20 protein-coding genes are annotated in these 20030 nt (G+C 41.7%); 9 read left to right on the forward strand and 11 right to left on the reverse strand.

Going from position 1 to position 20030, the window contains the following annotated elements:
- The first annotated feature begins 71 nt into the window (after nucleotides 1-71).
- From ACMX3D_RS08590 to ACMX3D_RS08600, 3 genes are all read left to right on the forward strand, one after another.
- The gene (locus ACMX3D_RS08590) at nucleotides 72-1538 is read left to right on the forward strand and encodes an HlyD family secretion protein (protein WP_482751004.1); all 1467 of its coding nucleotides are present in this window, start codon (nucleotides 72-74) and stop codon (nucleotides 1536-1538) included.
- A 110-nt stretch (nucleotides 1539-1648) separates the two neighbouring features.
- Nucleotides 1649-2923: an MFS transporter gene (locus ACMX3D_RS08595; RefSeq protein ID WP_482751005.1), complete on the forward strand. Its 1275-nt coding sequence runs from the start codon at nucleotides 1649-1651 to the stop codon at nucleotides 2921-2923.
- A 149-nt stretch (nucleotides 2924-3072) separates the two neighbouring features.
- On the forward strand, nucleotides 3073-4641 hold the full coding sequence (locus ACMX3D_RS08600) for a DHA2 family efflux MFS transporter permease subunit (RefSeq protein WP_482751006.1): 1569 nt from the start codon (nucleotides 3073-3075) through the stop codon (nucleotides 4639-4641).
- A gap of 6 nt (nucleotides 4642-4647) precedes the next feature.
- Here the strand turns inward: ACMX3D_RS08600 and ACMX3D_RS08605 are convergent, their stop codons facing one another.
- Together ACMX3D_RS08605 and ACMX3D_RS08610 are read right to left on the reverse strand one after the other, a co-directional pair.
- Entirely contained in the window at nucleotides 4648-5451 is an 804-nt protein-coding gene (locus ACMX3D_RS08605; RefSeq protein ID WP_482751007.1) for a Uma2 family endonuclease, read from the reverse strand.
- A gap of 126 nt (nucleotides 5452-5577) precedes the next feature.
- Entirely contained in the window at nucleotides 5578-6231 is a 654-nt protein-coding gene (locus tag ACMX3D_RS08610) for a tetratricopeptide repeat protein (RefSeq protein ID WP_482751008.1), read from the reverse strand.
- A gap of 135 nt (nucleotides 6232-6366) precedes the next feature.
- Here ACMX3D_RS08610 and ACMX3D_RS08615 point away from each other — a divergent pair, with 135 nt between their 5' ends.
- Together ACMX3D_RS08615 and ACMX3D_RS08620 are read left to right on the forward strand one after the other, a co-directional pair.
- Nucleotides 6367-6840, forward strand: coding sequence for a hypothetical protein (locus ACMX3D_RS08615; protein ID WP_482752306.1), 474 nt, complete (start codon nucleotides 6367-6369; stop codon nucleotides 6838-6840).
- A gap of 301 nt (nucleotides 6841-7141) precedes the next feature.
- Nucleotides 7142-7354 carry a hypothetical protein gene (locus ACMX3D_RS08620; RefSeq protein ID WP_482751009.1) on the forward strand — a complete coding sequence of 71 codons (213 nt, stop codon included), beginning with the start codon at nucleotides 7142-7144 and terminating at the stop codon, nucleotides 7352-7354.
- Nucleotides 7355-7415: 61 nt separating this feature from the next.
- On the opposite strand, the gene ACMX3D_RS08625 is transcribed toward ACMX3D_RS08620, so the two are convergent.
- The 6 genes from ACMX3D_RS08625 to acs form a co-directional block, all read right to left on the reverse strand.
- Entirely contained in the window at nucleotides 7416-9062 is a 1647-nt protein-coding gene (locus ACMX3D_RS08625; RefSeq protein WP_482751010.1) for a WD40 repeat domain-containing protein, read from the reverse strand.
- A complete protein-coding gene (locus ACMX3D_RS08630) occupies nucleotides 9050-9427 on the reverse strand; it encodes a hypothetical protein (RefSeq protein WP_482751011.1) in 378 nt (125 codons plus the stop codon). Before ACMX3D_RS08630 ends, ACMX3D_RS08625 begins: the two co-directional genes overlap by 13 nt.
- A gap of 27 nt (nucleotides 9428-9454) precedes the next feature.
- Nucleotides 9455-9694, reverse strand: coding sequence for a type II toxin-antitoxin system HicA family toxin (locus ACMX3D_RS08635; RefSeq protein WP_482751012.1), 240 nt, complete (start codon nucleotides 9692-9694; stop codon nucleotides 9455-9457).
- Nucleotides 9694-9918: a type II toxin-antitoxin system HicB family antitoxin gene (locus tag ACMX3D_RS08640; RefSeq protein ID WP_482751013.1), complete on the reverse strand. Its 225-nt coding sequence runs from the start codon at nucleotides 9916-9918 to the stop codon at nucleotides 9694-9696. The genes ACMX3D_RS08635 and ACMX3D_RS08640 overlap by 1 nt, the downstream gene beginning before the upstream one ends.
- Nucleotides 9919-9960: 42 nt before the next feature.
- Nucleotides 9961-10152: a hypothetical protein gene (locus tag ACMX3D_RS08645; protein WP_482751014.1), complete on the reverse strand. Its 192-nt coding sequence runs from the start codon at nucleotides 10150-10152 to the stop codon at nucleotides 9961-9963.
- Between the two features lie 172 nt (nucleotides 10153-10324).
- Nucleotides 10325-12298, reverse strand: a complete 1974-nt coding sequence (acs, locus tag ACMX3D_RS08650) for an acetate--CoA ligase (protein ID WP_482751015.1) — start codon at nucleotides 12296-12298, stop codon at nucleotides 10325-10327.
- A 279-nt stretch (nucleotides 12299-12577) separates the two neighbouring features.
- Between acs and ACMX3D_RS08655 the strand changes: the two genes are divergently transcribed.
- From ACMX3D_RS08655 to ACMX3D_RS08665, 3 genes are all read left to right on the forward strand, one after another.
- A complete protein-coding gene (locus tag ACMX3D_RS08655) occupies nucleotides 12578-13270 on the forward strand; it encodes a hypothetical protein (RefSeq protein WP_482751016.1) in 693 nt (230 codons plus the stop codon).
- 42 nt (nucleotides 13271-13312) lie between these two features.
- On the forward strand, nucleotides 13313-13735 hold the full coding sequence (locus tag ACMX3D_RS08660) for a hypothetical protein (RefSeq protein WP_482751017.1): 423 nt from the start codon (nucleotides 13313-13315) through the stop codon (nucleotides 13733-13735).
- A gap of 353 nt (nucleotides 13736-14088) precedes the next feature.
- Nucleotides 14089-14808, forward strand: coding sequence for a TerC family protein (locus tag ACMX3D_RS08665; protein ID WP_482751018.1), 720 nt, complete (start codon nucleotides 14089-14091; stop codon nucleotides 14806-14808).
- 58 nt (nucleotides 14809-14866) lie between these two features.
- Here the strand turns inward: ACMX3D_RS08665 and ndk are convergent, their stop codons facing one another.
- Nucleotides 14867-15316, reverse strand: coding sequence for a nucleoside-diphosphate kinase (gene ndk, locus ACMX3D_RS08670; RefSeq protein WP_482751019.1), 450 nt, complete (start codon nucleotides 15314-15316; stop codon nucleotides 14867-14869).
- 217 nt (nucleotides 15317-15533) lie between these two features.
- On the opposite strand from ndk, the gene speA reads away from it, so the two are divergent.
- Nucleotides 15534-17555, forward strand: a complete 2022-nt coding sequence (gene speA, locus ACMX3D_RS08675) for a biosynthetic arginine decarboxylase (protein ID WP_482751020.1) — start codon at nucleotides 15534-15536, stop codon at nucleotides 17553-17555.
- Nucleotides 17556-17635: 80 nt separating this feature from the next.
- Here the strand turns inward: speA and ACMX3D_RS08680 are convergent, their stop codons facing one another.
- Both ACMX3D_RS08680 and ACMX3D_RS08685 read right to left on the reverse strand, forming a co-directional pair.
- Nucleotides 17636-18802 (reverse strand): nucleotidyltransferase family protein, encoded by a 1167-nt coding sequence (locus ACMX3D_RS08680; RefSeq protein WP_482751021.1) that lies wholly within the window; start codon nucleotides 18800-18802, stop codon nucleotides 17636-17638.
- A gap of 259 nt (nucleotides 18803-19061) precedes the next feature.
- Nucleotides 19062-19889 (reverse strand): segregation/condensation protein A, encoded by an 828-nt coding sequence (locus ACMX3D_RS08685; RefSeq protein ID WP_482751022.1) that lies wholly within the window; start codon nucleotides 19887-19889, stop codon nucleotides 19062-19064.
- Nucleotides 19890-20030: the final 141 nt, after the last annotated feature.

The raw sequence follows: 20030 nt of genomic DNA on the forward strand, positions 1-20030 counted from the left end.
AAATAAAAGACCAGAAATAGCTTGTAACTAAATAGTACGTATTCTAAATAAAAACCAAGGAAGTGGGGAAGATGAGCGTAACTACTGTAAATGGACGTAACAAAGAGAAAACGGCTGTTGCAGAGACAGAAATGATTACTGATCCTAAGACATTAGAAACAGCAACAGCAGTAACAGAAGCACCAGAAACTGATGTACATCCACAGCCAGAAATAGAAAAGAAAGAAAAACCGCGCAGTAAAAAGCGGCTACCTTTAATTTTGGCAGGGTTGGGTGTTGGTGCGATCGCCGCAGGTTCATTTGGTTACAACTATTGGCAGTATGCTTCCACTCACGAAGAAACAGACAACGCCACCGTTAGCGGACACGTTCACCAAGTTAGTAGTAAAATTCCGGGAACAGTTGCCCAAGTTTTAGTTAACGATAACCAAGAAGTGCAGCCGGGACAGTTGTTAGTCAAACTTGACCCCCGCGATTACGAAAGTAAAGTACAGCAAGCCGCCGCAGCCTTGGAAAATGCCCGTAGCCAAGCCCAAGCCGCAGCCGCTAATATTGCCTTAAGTTCTGAAACCACCAATGCAAAGACAACGCAGGCGCAAGGCGATGTCAGTGGTGCAATAGCTGCAATTTCCACCGCCCAAGCAGCTGTCAAAGAAGCCCAAGCAGGTATCCCAGCCGCCCAAGCGGATGTGGAATTAGCCCAAGCCGGCATTCCCGCCGCCCAAGCCCAAGTAGCCCAAGCCAACGCCAACTTGCAAAAGGCGGAAACAGATTACAACCGCTACAACAGCTTATATAAAGAAGGTGCGATCGCGCGTCAACAGTTGGATGCAGCCAAAGCCGCTTATGACGTGGCTTTAGCACAGAAAAATGCTGCCGTGCAAGGAGTCCAACAAGCCCAAGCCAAGTTAGCTTCCGCCAAAGTAGGAGTAGCCAAAGCCCAATCTCAACTAGCACAAGCCCAAGAGGGAGTCACCAGCGCCCAAGCGAAACTTGCAGCCTCGAAGGGAGGATTGCAACAAGCCACTGCTGGTACTCAAGATACTAGTGTCAAACGCGGTCAATACGAAGCCGCCAAAGCTGCGATCGCCCAAGCAGAAGCATCATTAAAAGATGCCCAATTGCAGCTATCCTACACAAACATTACTGCGCCTAGTGCCGGAAGAGTTGGTAAAAAAACAGTGGAAGTTGGCAATAGAATTCAAGCCGGATCACCACTCATGGCAATTGTTGATAACGAAAATTGGGTAGTAGCCAACTTTAAAGAAACCCAATTAGAAAAGATGAAACCAGGACAGCCAGTAGAAGTGAAACTGGATGCTTTTCCTCATCACACTTTTACCGGAAGAGTTGACAGCATTTCGCCTGCTTCTGGCGCTCAATTTGCCTTGTTACCACCAGATAACGCCACAGGTAACTTTACCAAAGTTGTGCAACGCATTCCCGTCAAGATAGTTTTAGACCAAAAGAGTATCCAAGGTTACGACTCACGGATTACACCTGGGATGTCTGCGGAAGTTACTGTTGAAGTGAAGTGAAGTGTGAAGTATGAAGTCTGAAATCAACTTGAGTTTGACGGATGTCAATACTCCTCAATTCTTTGCTATTGACCGTTGACTAATGACTATTGACAAATGACAAATGACCAATGACTATATTTAAACGGTTGCAACTACCTGCCTTCAGGTCAAAAAACTATCGTTTGTTTTTTGCCGGACAAGGAATTTCCCTGATTGGCACATGGATGACTCAACTAGCTACCGTTTGGCTAGTGTATGACTTAACCAACTCACCATTAATGCTAGGAGTTGTCGGATTTGCTAGTCAAATTCCCAGCTTTTTTCTCGCTCCCTTTGGTGGGGTATTTGTAGATCGCTTTTCGCGGTATCGTACCTTAATCGGTACGCAAATTATGGCGATGGTGCAGTCATTAGCGTTAGCAACATTAACACTAACAGGGGTGATTCAGGTTTGGCAAATCATTGCTTTGAGTTTATTACAAGGATTCATCAACGCCTTGGATGCACCAGCCAGACAAGCATTCGTCCCCGAACTAGTAGAACGCAGAGACGATTTAGCTAATGCGATCGCCATCAACTCAACTATGATTAATGGTGCGCGACTGATTGGCCCAGCCGTGGGAGGATTATTAATTGCACGAGTTGGTGTTGCTTACTGTTTTTTAATAGATGGCTTGAGTTACATTGCTGTCATTGCTGGTTTGCTGGCAATGACAGTTAAGCCGTGGAAAAAGCCTGTTAGCAACGGCAATCCCTTACAAAAAGTTAAAGAAGGATTTGTTTATGCCTTTAGCTTTCCGCCCATTCGAGCAATTCTTTTGCTATCAACTTTAGTCAGTTTAATGGGATTGCAAAATACAATTCTTGTCCCTGTTTTTGCCGAGACAATTCTGAAAGGTGGTGCAGAAACTTTAGGATTTTTAATGGCAGCATCAGGTGTGGGAGCCTTATCAGGAGGAATATATCTTGCTACGCGAAAAACTATTTTAGGAATTGGGAAATTGATTGCGATCGCACCAGCAATATTAGGATGTGGTCTGATCGCCTTTGCAGTTTCTCGATTTTTACCATTGTCTTTGTTCACAATGCTTTTTGTGGGTTTAGGAACCATTTTACAGATTGCATCTAGTAATACATTTTTACAAACCATCGTTGAAGAAGATAAACGCGGTAGATTGATGAGCCTATACACAATGTCATTTTTAGGAATGATACCCATAGGCAATTTAATCGGCGGTGAAATCGCTGATATCATTGGCGCTCCCAATACATTAATAATTGATGGGATAGCTTGTATTATTGGTTCAATATTGTTTAGTAGACAACTGCCTGCTTTACGGCAAATGGTAATACCTATTTATCAACAGAAAGGTCTTTTAAATAGTAATCAAAGTTCTAAATAAAGTTTTCATTTTTGGCTGTGCTGAAGTTCGAGATGAGTTTATCTCACGCAGAGACAAAAGAGGCGTAGAGAGATTTAAACTTTCTTCCTGAAATGGTACATTTTTAATGTTATCTCAATATTATTTGCACCTAAAACTGGAGCAATACTATGGCTAATGTTTCTGCTGTAGCAACAGAACGCATACCTTTAAGAACTTGGATTGGTGTATTAGCCAGTATGCTTGGTGCATTTATGGCAGTCTTGGATATCCAAATTACTAATGCTTCATTGCAAGAGATTCAAGCCTCTTTAGGCGCTACCTTAGAAGAAGGTTCTTGGATTTCTACGGCTTATCTTGTAGCAGAAATTGTAGTCATTCCCTTAACAGGATGGCTATCGCGAGTTTTTTCACTCAGACTTTATTTATTAGTTAATACGGGATTATTTATATTTTTTTCTATTTGTTGTGCTTGGGCATGGGATTTGAATTCCATGATAGTTTTCCGGGCTTTGCAAGGCTTTACAGGTGGCGTTTTAATTCCCTCAGCGTTGACAGTTGTTTTAACAACCTTACCACCAGCCAAACAATCAATAGGACTTGCCGCATTTGCCATTACAGCAGTTTTTGCACCATCAATTGGCCCGACTTTAGGCGGTTGGTTAACCGAAAATTATAGTTGGGAATACAGTTTTTATATCAATGTATTTCCTGGGGTATTAATGCTGGCTGGTGTGTGGTATGGAATTAAGCAAGTTCAACCCCAAATACAATTATTAAAACAAGGCGACTGGTGGGGAATTCTTTCAATGGCTATTGGCTTAGGTTCCCTACAGGTTGTGTTAGAAGAAGGTAGCCGCAAAGATTGGTTTGGTTCACCTTTAATTGTCCGCTTGAGTATAATTGCAGCAATTTTTCTGACTTTATTTTTCTTGATAGAGTTAACGCGTAAACAACCATTTATTAATTTGCGGCTTTTACGTTATCGCAACTTTGGTTTAGCCAGTGTTGTGAATGTTTCCCTAGGTATAGGATTATATGGTTCGATTTATATATTGCCTTTGTATCTCGCACAAATTCAACAATATAATGCCCTGCAAATTGGCGAAGTTTTAATTTGGGCTGGGATTCCGCAATTATTTATTATTCCGTTTATTCCTAGATTAATGCAACGCATTGATGTCCGTTTTATGGTGGCGTTAGGAGTGACTTTGTTTGCTATTAGTGCATTCATGAATGCGGGATTGACTAATCAAACCGGGTTAGATCAATTGCGGTGGTCACAACTGGTACGTGCTATGGGACAACCATTAATTATGGTTCCCCTGACATCTATTGCAACTAGTGGTGTGAGTCCTAAAGATGCAGGTTCAGCTAGTGGTTTGTTTAATATGATGCGGAATATGGGTGGTTCTATTGGAATTGCTGTATTAGCAACTTTATTAACGAATAGAGAACAATTTCACTCGAATAGATTAAGCGATGCAGTATCTTTATATAACCCAGAAACACAACAGCGCATTGACCAAATGACTCAATATTTTATCAGTCGTGGTGCAGATTTGACTACAGCCCAAAATCAGGCGATCGCATCTATCTCAAATGTCGTCCGCCGCGAAGCATTTGTGATGGCTTTTAATGATTGTTTCTATTTTATTGGTTTAGCTTTATTACTCAGCGGCGTTGCTGTTTTATTCATTAAAAAAGTGAAGGCAACTGGTGGTGCTGTTGCCCATTAGAATTAGCTAATCTAACATTTCTGGGTCAATGCCTAAAGCTTTAAGTTGTTCAGGAGAAAGATTACGCAACTTCTCAACAATTCTCTCGCGTTTTTGGCGTTCAACTTTTGTTCGTTCATCACCAGTTAACAATAAATTGCCCTGTGTATCCCACCACCGCAACCAAGGTAATTCAGCATTTGGGTAAAATCCTTGCCAAATTCCCAACTCTACACCCATTGGCGCAATGGGGTAATGTCCGCGTTCATTGGGTTGCATGAGTTGATAAGCATTATCAACCAAGTGATAAACTTCTACCTGGGCTTTGGTTACTTCGTAAATTGCATAGTAAGGTACACGAATTGCTTGTTCGTAAATCCAAAACTTGCCCACACTTCCATCTTCACCCTGGGATGGCGGTGTTCTATCCCGTTCCTCTCGACCATCCCCAGAGACAAATTCAATCACAATTAACGGTGCAACATATTCCTTCCACAGCACATAAGAACGCCGCGTTAAACCGTTGAGAGTTGCTGGTACATTAGGCACATAAAACCAATCTGGTGCTGTTGCGCCTTTTTCTGGGGGGTCAGTTAGCCGCCAGTAAATACCTAAATCTTGACCGATACAATATTGACCATCCGGATGCAATGCTTCGATAACAGGACTTATCGAGTCAGTTAGTAATACACTTTGGGGATGTTCTTGCCAATTTTTCGCGCCAGTTCGCACAACGGGGGGAACCCCCGCAAGCGACTGGCTTACAAAGCTTCCGTCTGACTCTGGTAATTGAGTGTGGTCAGGTAAAGTTAACGCCGATAGAGAAGTCATAGGCTTTAACCAAGAAAAATCTATTCAAATTTTATTGTAATCTTTATAGAAAAACACCAAGAACATCTCTGTTTCTTAGTGTTATACAATAGCAAAACTAATAATTTCTAAATTCTGTATTCTTCTTCAGGAAACATTAGAATCATTGGTAGTTTTGATTTGCTTTAACATCTGTTCGATTTGATAAACCCGATCATTTCTACTTTGGTTTTTGAAAATATTTAAAGCTTTTTCTAAAGAAGCAACTGCCTCATCTTTTTTATTAACTTGCCATAGTGCTTGTCCTAAATTAGTCATTGCTTCTGCATAATTGGGATTTATTTCTAAAGCTTTGCGATATTCAGAAATTGCATCATCCCAGCGGTCTTGAGTTGCGTAAACTACACCGATCGCATTGAAAGCTAAAGCATATTTTGGCTTGAGGCGAATAGCTTCTTGATAAGATTTAATCGCAGCGTCGGTTTGCTTTTGCCGGAAAAGTACATTTCCTAATTGAAAGTGTCCAAAAGCATCTTCGGGATATCTTTTAATTAATCTACTTAAAATTTTTTCTGCACCTGTTAAATCTCCCCGATTAAACAAATCGTTCGCTTGTTGCACCAGTTGCGATCGCTCGGAATTACCGTCGTCTTGAAATTGTGCGAGTTTTTGTGGTTGTTTTGCAGCAATCTGTGCATTCCCCTGAAAAGCAACTTTTGTGGGAACTGCTAACACTAATGGCGATCCACCAATTGCAGCTATTAGACTCAGCATGATGCTACTAATAGGTAGAATCTTCATTGCTGTTCACTCCTCAATAATGTCCTGATCCCTATCATAGATGGAAGTGCGTTATCTAACGTTCCCTCACACATTAGCGATCGCTCTACTACTTTGGGAATACTGAGGTTAAGAGTATACCAGGGTGTAGTAAATATATCCGAAAATCGTATCAGTGCTAACTTGACCGCAGCAGATAAAGATGCAGTTATGCAGGCTATTGCTACTATCAAAGAAAAGTTACCATTTTTAATTGATTTGACAACCGAAGACCGCCGCACCATAGTCAAAATGGGAGATAAAAGCCGCGCCTTTGTTAGTAAAGCTTTGGAAGTAGCCACCCAAAACCCTAACTTTTTACCCCGTTCTTTTGATATCGAAGAAATGCGGCGAGACTTAGCACTGTATGAAGCGTTGTATCCTGTGCTGTTGTCTTTGAGGCAACTGCAAGAACTAGTAGATGATACTTGCATGGCCTCTGGTAGTGAAGCATATACAGCAGCATTAGCAGTTTATAACTATGCCAAAGCTAGTGGTGATGTCACTGGTTTAGATGCAGTGATTGATGAAATGGGACGCAGGTTTACCCGTCGTTCTAATAAGAAGAAAGCTGAGGTTGTGGCTGGATAAAGATTAGGATAAGCGATCGCATCAATAATTGATATGGGGACACAAAATTTTTGTGTCCCTATTTTGTATTTTTATCAGAAATTTTTTACCTGTGTAGATGCGAGTTGCGATCAGTCAAGGTATTTTTGAGACGTGAGTTAGACGATTTGAAAAACCCCTCTCCAAACCTCTCCCCTACAAGGAGAGAGGCTTAAAAAGCTCAATTTTTCGTCGGTAATTAAGCATATTTAAGCCCCTCTCCGACGCGGAGAGGGGTTGGGGTGAGGTCAAAAAAGACTTGTAGAACTCACGTTTTAAACCTTTGAGGCTGACAATTGAGCCTTTGATGCTGACAGTTGAACCTTTGAGGCTGACAGTTGAGCCTTTGAGGCTGACAGTTGAACCTCTAAGGCTGAAGATTGAGCCTTTGATGCTGACAATTGAGCCTTTGATGCTGACGATTGAACCTTTGAGGCTGAAAGTTGAACCTTTGATGCTGACAGTTGAGCCTTTGAAGGTGATGCTTGAACCTTAGAGACTTAATTAATCAATAATAAAAATAGTGTAGGTTGGCTAGAAAGTAAAATCTAACATCTTTATTTGAAACAACGCCAAATTTTGATATTTCCGCTACGATCTCCAGCAGCAAGGTAATCTTCATTAGAAATAAAAGCGACAGAACAAACTGAGTCAAAATGACTGAGAGTGCAAATTACTTTATTTGTTTGCATATCCCACAGTTTGATGGTTTTATCCCAACTACCACTAGCTAGAATACGCCCATCACTACTGAAAGCGACAGATGTAACCCGTTCAGAATGACCAGTCAGAGTCCAAATTTCTCTGCCTGTTAAAATTTCCCACAGTTTGATGGTTTTATCCCAACTACTACTAGCCAGAATGCTGTTATTAGGACTGAAGGCGAAGGATGTAACAGTGTCAGAATGACCTGTCAGAGTCCGAATTTCTCTACCTGTTATCACTTCCCATAGCGTAATGGTTTGATTGTCACCATCACTAGCCAAAATGCGCCCATCAGGACTAAAAGCAATGTGATTAATAAAGCACCTAAAATTTTCAGTGAGAGTGCGAATTTCTCTGCCTGTTGCTACCGACCACAATTTGATAGTATCTTCGTCACTACTAGCCAGAAGTTGCCCGTCATTACTAAAAGCAACGGATTTAAACCAGTCAGAATGACCAGTGAAGGTGCGAATTTCTCTGCCTGTTGCTACCGACCACAATTTGATAGTCATGTCGTAACTACTACTAGCCAAAAGTTGCCCGTCATTACTAAAAGCAACGGATATAACGAAGTCAGAATGACCAGTAAAGGTACGAATTTCTTGGCCTGTTGCTACTGACCACAGTTTAATAGTGTGATCAAGACTACCACTAACCAGCATTCCTCCATCACTACTAAAGGCTAAGGAATCATAATCAGAGGCGGTGAAAGTATGAATGGCTTCCCCTGTTGCTACTGACCACAGTTTGATAATTTTGTCGCCACTACTAGCTAGTATTCGTCCATCATGACTGAAAGCTACAGAGTGAAAGAATTCTAATGAGTTGGGATTGGTACTCAGTGTATGAATTTCTGACCTTGTTATCATTGACCATACTTTAATGTCCCCATCATTAATAGCCAGGATCTGCCCATCGCTACTAAAGGCTATGGATTTAACGCAGTTAGAATGACTAGTGATAGTGCAAATTTCTCTCCTGGTTCCTACTTCCCACAGTTTAATGGTTTTATCCCCACTACCACTAGCCAGAATTTGTCCATCAATACTAAAAGCTACAGTTCTAACCGATTCAGAATGTCCAGTGAGGGTAAGAATTTCTAGACCAGTGGACACAGACCATAGTTTGATAGTTTTATCATTACTACCACTAGCTAAAATTTGCCCATCACTACTAAAAGCTACAGAATTAACTGATTCGGAATGTCCACTGAGAGTATAAATTTCTTTGCCTGTCGCCACAGCCCATAGTTTAATAGTTTCGTACCCACTACTAGCTAAAGTTTGCCCATTATTACTAAAAGCAACAGAGTTAACCCCGCTAGAATGACCAGTAAAGGTGAGAATTTCTTTGCCAGTAGCTACATCCCAAAGTTTGATAGTGTTGTCACTACTACCACTAGCCAAAATTTGTCCATCACTACTAAAAGCTATAGAATTAACTGACTCGGAATGTCCAATCAAAGTGCGGATAGGTTGACCTGTGGTTAACGATAACAAGTGATAACACTAGCGGCTATACTTGCAAGGATATCTTCTCTAGGACTAAAAGCTATGTTTCCCGAAATACCGGGGATGAAGTGAACGCATTCCCAAGATTGGAGTGTATTAGAAGATATTATTGGTTGTGCTTGTGCTAATATTTCCTCACTTAAAAAGTTCAACAACTTCTGCACTGGCTGGGGACGAGACTTGTAATTTAAATCCATCCCTTTGACAATTACTTCCTCTTGTTCTTCTTTGGGTTCATCGACAAGAAGGATTACTTTGACCTGCTGTTGATTTACTAATTCTTGCAAAACTACATCTGGTAATTCTATGTTGCCTTCCGTAGTGATGTTGGCTAGAAATTCATATGCTTTCATTGGGAATCAAGCAGTTATGTGTTCATTCTAAGTTTGCTCATAAGCTGCTAAAAACTCCTCCCGTGAAATACCTATTTGGGTGCAAATTGCTCTTAATGTCCCAGATTTAATCTCAGAGTGGTTCGGCATAACTAATGGTGTCTCTGTACCATCATCATTTTGCCGAGTCATTACAATATGTTCACGCTCTCTAACAATATAAAAACCTAATAAATCAAATGTTTTAATCACTCTTTTTTTAGGCGCATCAACAGGAAACTTAGGCATTAAATAGCTACCTCAGTTTCTGTGATAAAAGCATCAATCACTGGTGAATCATCGTCTAGCATTTCTTGACCAAATACTTCTATATAGCAGCGAATAGCAGACGTAACATCAGCCAAAGCTTCATCAAATGTGTCGCCTTCACCAACAACAGCCCCTTTAATACCTAATGGATAAGCAACATATCCATCTGGATGTTTTTCAACAATAATTTTGATTTGTTTCATACTTGTATCCATAAAATAGCTAGATGAATTATTTTGCAATGTTTAGAATGATTTGTAATATTTCAATGCTTCTTCTTTAGTCAGGCGTTCATCATTTTCTGACTCTTCCATTAACTTTACCAAGCCGTAGTTTTCTAATATTTCTTCGATTTTTTCAAACTCAGCAATAGGAATTTGTACAGCAATAGGTTGCTGATTTTCATCCATCACGTAATTTTTGCTTATTTCTAGCATTGTTCTGACATTTGAATTAAGTTATTGGTCTGCTTTACTTCAGCTTTCAGCCATATACGATGATTTTATCTCGGACGAATAGGGTGCGTTATGGACTAAAGTCCATAACGCACCACAATATTGAATGGTGCATTGCGCTACTCAGCACTCAGCACTTTTAACTCAGCACTCTTTAAGCACCTTCGCGCAATTTATCTAATACGCCACGATCTTCTAAAGTTGAAGTGTCACCAGAAACTTCTTGTCCGGCTGCTAGGTTACGCAACAATCGCCGCATAATCTTGCCCGATCGCGTTTTGGGTAAAGCATCGGTAAAGCGGATTTCTCCCGGACGGGCGATCGCACCAATCTCCTGCACAACGTGTTTTTTCAGTTCTTTACTCAACTCCTCGCTAGGTTGATGTGTACCTTCTAAAGTCACGAAGGCGACGACATCCTCACCTTTAAGTTCATCAGGCTTACCCACTACCGCCGCTTCTGCAACGGCTGGGTGAGAAACTAACGCTGATTCAATTTCCATTGTTCCGAGGCGATGTCCAGAGACATTCAACACATCATCAACTCGTCCCATCACCCAGAAATAACCGTCTTCATCTCGTCTTGCACCATCGCCAGCAAAATAAGTATACTTGCCATCTTGCGGCGGAATATGTTCCCAATAAGTGCGGCGGAAGCGTTCAGGATCGCCGTAAACAGTCCGCATCATTCCCGGCCAAGGATGGCGCACTGCCAAATAGCCGCCTTGGTTATCGGGTAAAGAATTACCTTCTAAATCGACGATATCTGCCAAAATGCCAGGGAAGGGAAGCGTCGCGGAACCGGGTTTAGTGGGAATTGCCCCCGGTAATGGCGTAATCATAATTCCGGCTGTTTCAGTTTGCCACCAAGTATCCACAATCGGACAACGTTCACCACCAATTACGCGGTGATACCACATCCAAGCTTCTGGGTTAATTGGTTCGCCAACAGTTCCCAGCAAACGCAGTGAAGACAAGTTGCGGGTTTTGGGATGGTGTTCCCCCATTTTAATAAACGCCCGAATTGCCGTCGGTGCAGTGTAGAAAATATTCACGCCGTATTTTTCAATCACATCCCAGAAGCAACCGGGATTGGAACTACGGGGTGCGCCTTCATACATCAGTGTGGTTGCACCGTTGGAAAGGGGGCCGTAAACAATGTAACTATGTCCGGTAATCCAACCAACATCCGCAGTACACCAATAAACATCTGTGTCTTGCAAGTCGAAAATCCACTTGGTAGTCATGTGGGTGTACAAGTTATAGCCAGCAGTGGTATGCACAACGCCCTTGGGTTTGCCTGTACTGCCCGATGTGTAGAGAATAAACAGCATATCTTCGCTGTCCATTGGTTCCGCCGGACAATCAGCAGACACACCTTTTTGTAAATCGTGCCACCAATGGTCACGTCCGCCCAACTGCATATACACATCTTGTCCGGTGCGCTTCACCACCAAAACGTTTTCTACAGAAGGTACAGCGCCATCAGCCAAAGCTTTATCGACTTGTGCTTTCAAAGGAACGATCGCATCTTTGCGCCAACCACCATCAGCAGTAATCACTAATTTAGCCTTGGCATCAATCAAGCGATCGCGCAATGCTTCAGCACTAAAACCACCAAATACTACACTATGGGGTGCGCCAATTCTGGCACAAGCTAACATAGCGATCGCCGCTTCCGGTATCATCGGCATATAAATACCGACGCGATCGCCTTTTTGCACTCCCAGTTGCTTCAGCACATTGGCAAACTGGCAAACTTCCCGATGTAGTTGGGCATAAGTCAAAGTCCGAGAATCGCCTGGTTCACCTTCCCAAATCAACGCCGCTTTATTCTTGCGCCACGTCGTCAGATGTCTATCTAAACAGTTGTAAGAAATATTAGTCTTGCCGCCGACAAACCACTTAGCAAAGGGTGGTTGCCAATCTAAAACTGTGTGCCATTTTTCAAACCAATGCAACTCTGATTCCGCTAAGTCTGCCCAAAATTTTTCTGGGTCAGCCTTGGCTTTGTCGTAGAGTTGTTGGTAATCTTCCAAGCTTTTGATATGGGCGTTTTGCGAGAATTCCGCCGCCGGATGGAATAAACGCTTCTCTTGTAGGATTGATTCTATAGTTGGCTGTGACATAAATCTATGAATGCACTTCTGACACTGAACTATATTCTTAGCGGAGTTTTAGCAGAAAGTGTTTAGAGTTTCATTAAGTTCGTCTGGTTGCCTGACGTGAGCAGCAGAGGAGTTTGCTAAAGTGAACGTAGTTCTGGGAGCAATCGCTAATTTCTGAGCCTGCTATTGTAGACTTGTACGCGCCCAAGGTATTGACCCTGACAATATTTGATAGCATTATGAAGCTAATGGTAATTTTTTTAAGAAATTAAGTATTTTTGACCAAAAGTAGGGCAGCATTTGCAAGCAAAAGAGATTAAGGAGCAATTAAAATCACTTATCGAGCAAGCATCCTCGGTAGATCCTAATCTAGCGAGAAAATTAAATGAAATTAATCGTTGGGTTAAAGATATTAAGTTAGGTTCCCTGACAGCCAAACCATTTGTTCTGGCTTTTCTTTTAGAGGTAGTTACAGATTCTACAATTTGGTTAATAATTCAATCTTTACCATCAGAAGCAGAAAAACAAGCCAAGTTAGCCCAAATGACACCGAATGAAAGATATTGGTATAGTTATCTTTTTCCTAGGTGGATTAATGCAACAGATTCTAAATTTTATATTTGGAAGCAAAAATTAATGTCCGGTGAATTTAATCAAGTTGATGATGATATTATTAAATCTATAGCTCAAGATATTGTCAGTCGTGAAGGTAGTTTTTGGCAGCGGTATATTGCCGACCTTTCTATGGCAACAGATTTAATCGTCAGCAGTCGGAACAATCAACCGCTATGTATTCAAGTTACCAGCGTATCTGGAGAATTAAGTAACCAAAAGTATCATGATTGGAAAAATACACTTGCCTTGTGGGAGATAGAAAGAGGATTATTTGTAAGTTACAATCCCAAAGATGCTAATTTCATTAATCAGTTAGTCAACGTTGCTCTGTATAACAGTGATTATCTTGCGGAAGGCAAATATCTGAAATTTGCCTAATCCTGATGTATTTAATACTATTAACTGCTGATTACAGCTTTTATGCCTAACCAAAGTGAAACTGCAAGCTACGACGCACAATTAGATAAATTTACCCAAGCATTAGCAAAAGCCCGTAAAATGCAACGAGATTGGCTAACTTATGGGTTAGATTTTGTTCATATATACGTTGAAGATGTTGATGGAGATTGGCTAGAAACTTGGGGACATGATGAAATTTTAGGTAATTCTTTATTAGATGCAATTAAAGAGTTTTTAGTAAGTGATGATGCCTTAGCTGTGCAGATTAGGCAACAATTAGGAGAAAAATCGCTGTTTAATTTCGCAGTTAACTTAGCAGAATGTGCGCAAATTTCTGAAGAGAGTGATAGATTATCTGCGATCAGAAATCTTTTAGCTGATAATGATGTAGATAATATCGAAGTTGGGAATTTAGCGGCTAACCTTGGAGAAAAATTTTTCTAGCTGAGAATGACTGTAGCTTGGGTGGAACGTAACACAAAATAATAACTGTTGGGTTCCACTTTGTTACACCCAACCTACAACCTAAAAAATGGGTAAATCACTGAAATTCCCACTTGTTATGGGGGATTGAGGAGGAGATGAAATGTTTTGTTACTGATAAGCAAAATTTTCAAACATTCTCGGAAATTTGTGTATAATGAGCTACATTTAAACAAAATTGTAACAATACTTAGATGCGATCGCCGCAATTATGCAGCCTCTACAAGTTAAGCTGGATAAAAGTAGCGATTTATTGCGTTTTTTATAGGAAAACGTTCTGTTAGTTTTTAATTTTTCTGCTTGAGAAACCCGGAATGCTAGACAGCATATTTGATTATCTCCACTTTCATTTCAGCGTAGAAGCCCCAATAGTCCTGCTAATTCTGGTGTTTTTAGAGGCGGTGCTATCAGCTGACAATGCGATCGCCCTCGCCGCGATCGCGCAAGGGTTAGAAGACAAAGAACTCGAACGTAAAGCGCTAAACTTTGGTTTAGTTATTGCCTACGTGCTGCGAATCACCCTAATTTTGACTGCTACCTGGGTACAAAATTTCTGGCAGTTTGAACTTTTAGGTGCTGCTTACCTGTTGTGGCTGGTATTCCAACACTTTACCTCAGAAGAAACAGAAGACTCTCACCATCACGGGCCAAGGTTTAATTCTGTTTTACAAGCCATACCCGTAATTGCATTCACAGACTTAGCCTTTTCTTTAGATAGCGTCACAACCGCGATCGCAGTTTCTCAAGAAAGATGGTTAGTACTAACTGGTGCAACTATTGGAATTGTGACACTGCGATTCATGGCTGGCTTGTTTATCCGCTGGTTAGATGAATATGCCAACTTAGAAGACGCAGGTTATGTAACTGTAGCCTTGGTGGGTTTGCGTTTGCTATTGAAAGTCATCAACGATGATTTAGTGCCACCAGAATGGTTAATGATTAGTGCGATCGCCTTAATTTTAGCTTGGGGCTTTTCTAAGCGGAATGTTACCGCAATACCCCAAGCAGAACCAGAGAAAACAGAAGTCAAGTAAAAAGGTAAAAGTAAAAAGGTAAAAGTTTTGACTTTTGCCTTTTACCTTTTTACTTTTTTTATTCGTGCAACCAAGGTGTTAAATGAGGTTGCCAATTAACTAATTCTTCATCTTTAAACCACAAAGCGATTTCTCTTTGTGCGGTTTCAATTGCATCAGAACCGTGGATTAGGTTGCGACCAATATTAATCCCAAAATCCCCCCGAATTGTTCCTGGTTCAGATGTTAGGGGATTTGTTGCGCCAATAATCTTTCTAGCTGAGGCAACCACACCATCACCTTCCCAGACCATCGCTACAACTGGGGCAGAAGTGATAAATTCGACTAAGCTACCAAAAAAGGGTCGTTCGCGGTGAACATCATAATGTTGTTCAGCCAATTCTCGACTAACTTGGAGAAACTTCAACCCCACAAGAGTAAAACCCTTAGTCTCAAACCGACGGATAATTTCGCCAACCAGTTTACGTTGTACGCCATCAGGCTTAATAGCTAAAAATGTGCGTTCCAAAGCTGTCTCCCAAAACTTAATAAAGTTTTTATCTTGTCAATTGTCAAAAGTTCACAGCCCAAAAGTCAATAGCTTTTTTACTATTGACTCTTGACTCTTGACTCTTGATTCTTCTTGACCAATCAGAGTTTATCTCAGAAATCATCTCCGGGTGCATATCCATTACCAGGTGAATGCGTTAAATTGTTTATTCGTGGGTGAAACACAGAGGTCAGAAATGGGTGTTGAGTCAACTGCTACATCTGATGAGGTGGTACAACTACCGTCTAATGGGCATAAATCTGAAGTGAAAAATCACAAGCAAAAAAAGTTATTACCACCTAGCACTACCGCAGGCGATTTGCCTCGCGCCTCCTGGAAAATTGAGGATAGCGAAGCACTATACCGCATTGAAGGATGGGGACAACCTTATTTTTCAATTAACGCCGCTGGACATATTACTGTTTCCCCCAAAGGCGATCGCGGGGGTTCCCTAGACTTGTTTGAATTAGTCAACGCCTTAAAACAAAGAAATTTAGGGCTACCTTTACTAATTCGCTTTTCTGACATTTTAGAAGACCGCATTGAGCGGTTAAATGCTTGTTTTGCCAAAGCGATCGCCCGTTATAACTACCCAGGCGTTTATCGTGGCGTGTTTCCTGTCAAGTGCAACCAGCAACGGCACTTGATTGAAGATTTAGTCAAATTTGGTAAACCTCATCAATTTGGTTTAGAAGCAGGTTCCAAACCAGAATTAATGATCGCGCTGGCGTTATTGGATACCCCAGGCGCATTGTTAGTTTGCAACGGCTATAAAGACCGAGAATACATCGAAACGGCGATGTTAGCCCAAAGACTAGGCCAAACCCCAATCATCGTTTTAGAACAGATTGAAGAAGTCGATTTGGTAATTGCTGCCAATCGCCAGTTAGGAATTAAACCAATTCTCGGAGTCCGCGCCAAACTCAGCACCCAAGGAATGGGACGCTGGGGAACTTCCAGTGGCGATCGCGCCAAGTTTGGTTTAACCATGCCAGAAATTATCGAAGCGGTGGACAAACTGCGCGAAGCCGAATTAATCGAGTCGTTGCAATTGTTACACTTCCATATCGGTTCGCAAATTTCCGCCATCAATGTAATAAAAGATGCCATCCAAGAAGCCAGCCGCATTTATGTAGAGTTGGCAATGTTGGGAGCAGATATGAAATATCTCGATGTTGGTGGTGGCTTGGGTGTAGATTACGACGGTTCCCAAACCAACTTCTACGCCTCGAAAAACTACAATATGCAAAACTATGCCAACGATATCGTGGCAGAATTAAAAGATACCTGTGCGGAACGGCAAATACCCGTACCTACACTGATTAGTGAAAGTGGACGAGCGATCGCTTCCCATCAATCGGTATTAATTTTTGATATTCTCAGTACCAGCGATGTCCCCCTAGATCCTCCAGAACCCCCACAAGAAGGAGAATCACCAATTATCAATTACCTGTGGGAAACTTACCAATCAATCAATAAAGAGAATTATCAAGAGTTTTTCCACGACGCAACGCAATTTAAAGAAGAAGCAATCAGCCGCTTCAACTTAGGAATTTTGCGTTTGCGCGAACGTGCTAAAGCCGAGCGTCTCTACTGGGCTTGTTGTCACAAAATTTTAGCTATTACCAGACAGCAAGATTACGTACCCGACGAACTGGAAGACCTAGAAAAAATTATGGCTTCCATCTACTACGCTAACTTATCGGTGTTTCAATCAGCACCAGATTGTTGGGCGATCGACCAGCTATTTCCTATCATGCCCATCCATCGCCTCGATGAAGAACCGACACGGCGGGGAATTTTGGCAGACCTCACCTGCGACAGTGATGGCAAAATAGACCGCTTTATTGATCTGCGTGATGTCAAATCTGTTTTAGAACTGCACACCTTCAAACCAGGTGAACCCTATTACTTGGGAATGTTCCTGAATGGCGCTTATCAAGAAATTATGGGCAACCTGCACAACTTGTTTGGAGATACCAACGCCGTTCACATTCAACTCACACCCAAAGGTTATCTCATTCAACATGTTGTCAAAGGCGACACCATGAGTGAGGTAGTCAGCTACGTGCAGTATGACTCAGAAGATATGGTGGAACACATCCGCCAGCGCTGCGAGAAAGCGTTAGAAGAAAAACGCATTACCCTCGCCGAATCTCAACGGCTAATGCAAACCTACGAACAGAGTCTCAGAAGATATACATATTTGAATAGCTAAGAGTCAAGAGTCAATAGTCCAAAGTCAAGAGTCAATGGTTTTTAACCAATGACCAATGACTAATGACTATTGACCATTGACTAACTAGCGTTTGTCCCCAGCAATTCTTCAATCGCTTGTCGTTCTAGAGGAGTATGAACTGGTGGTGCTTGACGAGCATCGGTAATTAGCCAGTCTAAAGCCGCCGCTTGGACATCAATGGATGCGCCTGTTTTATCTACGCAGTAACGACCAAACACCAGCTTATCTACTAGACGGACTCCCGGCCCCAAGCGCGACCATTCAAAAATAACGCTGTTATCTACGGTTGCGCCACTGCATATCCAACAATTCGGGCCTATCATAGCTGGGCCAACGATTTTCGCCCCATCTTCAATTCTGGTCATCCCACCAATGTAAACTGGGCCTGTGATATCTACCTTGTCCCAATTCACTGCAACATTTAAGCCAGTGTAGATACCAGGGGCGACTTCATGACCGGGAATTTGGACGTTTTTAATTTCGCCTAACAAAACACCACGAATTGCCCGCCAATAGTCTGGTACTTTACCAATATCTACCCATTCAAAATCCATTGGAATGGCGTAGAAAGGCGCACCAATTTCCACTAATTTCGGGAATAACTGACTACCGATATCATATTCAATGCCAGAGGGAATGTATTTAAATACTTCTGGCTCAAAAATGTAAATCCCTGTGTTGATGTTGGTGCTGAGGGCTTCTTCTACGGAAGGTTTTTCTTGGAAAGCTTTGACGCGCCCATCGTCATCAGTGACAACAACACCGTAACTAGAAACTTCTTCTAGGGGAACAGATTTAGAAATGATTGTAGCAATTGAGCCTTTAGATTTATGCCACTTGACAGCTGCTGTTAAATCTAAGTCAATTAAAGCATCGCCGCACAATACTACAAAGGTATCGTCAAAAAAGGGTGAGAAGTCTTGGATGCGTCGCATCCCTCCAGCAGAACCAATTGCTTCCCCTACTAATTTACCGTCGTCAATTTTCCCTTCAAAAGAATAGGCAATTTGTACACCGAACCGCTGACCGTCACGGAAATAGTTTTCGATTTCTTCGGCTAAATGGCTAACGTTGACCATAATTTGGTCAAAACCGTGTTGGCGCAAAAGTTCCAGTAAAAACTCCATCACTGGCTTTTGCAGGATGGGAATCATCGGTTTAGGAGTCGTGTAAGTAATGGGACGAACGCGAGTACCCTTACCCGCCGCGAGAATCATCGCTTTCATATAATTTATTCCTCAACCACAAGCCAGTTTACTTTCAATGAGTGATACTTAACCATCAGTTTTATTTTCTGCTCTAAGTAACTCCTAGAAACAGGGATAACAGGAATTTGCAAATTATTGCAACCATAGCAAGAGATAGACGACAAGCGTAGGCTTAGCCCACTGGAGGCATCGCTCATCTTTTAAATTTGCTAAAACTTAAAAAATGACCTCGGTTTGTCTGTGTAAATTACATATATTTTTAGTATGAACTAGTAATTTAATTTATTGGCTGTTCTACTGGTTTTGGGATGTTAGCTGCATCTGTGATCAATCGAATTTTAATCTCTTGGTAAAATTCTTCTTGAAATAGCTCTACTTTAGATTGAGCCGACAACAGTAGTAAAGCCCAAAACACACCAACTAGGTGGCTGTGTTCTGACTCGTGGCTAGAACTATTTTGGTGTGGTTGCTTGGTTTGAGACCACAATTGTACAAGCTGTTCGAGTGTCACATAATTTTGTTCTTGAAATAATTCTTGAGCAGCAAAACGCAGTACCTCCTCCAATTCTTTGGCTACTTCTGTGAGATTTTCTTGGTGAGCCAATTCTAGCGCTTGCCGCATGGTTCGCACACTAGGCTGACGCTTGACACGAATTGGTTTATCAACTTTTTGGACAAGTTTTAGCTGATTTGCCATCAACTGCAATTGCTCAATTAGCTCTTGCAGGGTGACACGACGCTTAGGCGGCGGCATAGCCGAGGGACGGCGGCGCAGGTGTAACTCTAAAGGCAGACGACGCTGATGTAAGAGGCCGTTTTCAATATCAGTGATGCCTTCATCTTCTAAGGTTTCTGGAACATCTTCGGCTGTTGACCATTGCATCAAGGTATTCGCTTTGAATAACACAAGCATTGATGCCGATAAAAAAGCCTGTCCAGATTGAGATAAATCGGCTTCGTAGCCTCTTGCTGTTGCCTCCGGTGCCATAAATTCTAAATAGCGGTCAATCACCTCAATTACCTTGACATCCCAAGGGTCTATTTCCCCCCGTTCAGCTTGGTCAATCAAGAGTGTTATCGTCTCTAATAGCTCGGAAGCATCCATTCTGATTTCCGAATTATGGAAGTTGTGATTTGAGGTCGGTGAAACAAATCCCAGCAAAATAGTGCAGTTAGTTTTTTATTTATGGACAAACTAATATATCATTAGGTTTTTATACTGGTGTTTAAGTAAGATAACTTAATA

Source organism: Anabaena sp. TISTR 8404, from assembly GCF_056847745.1.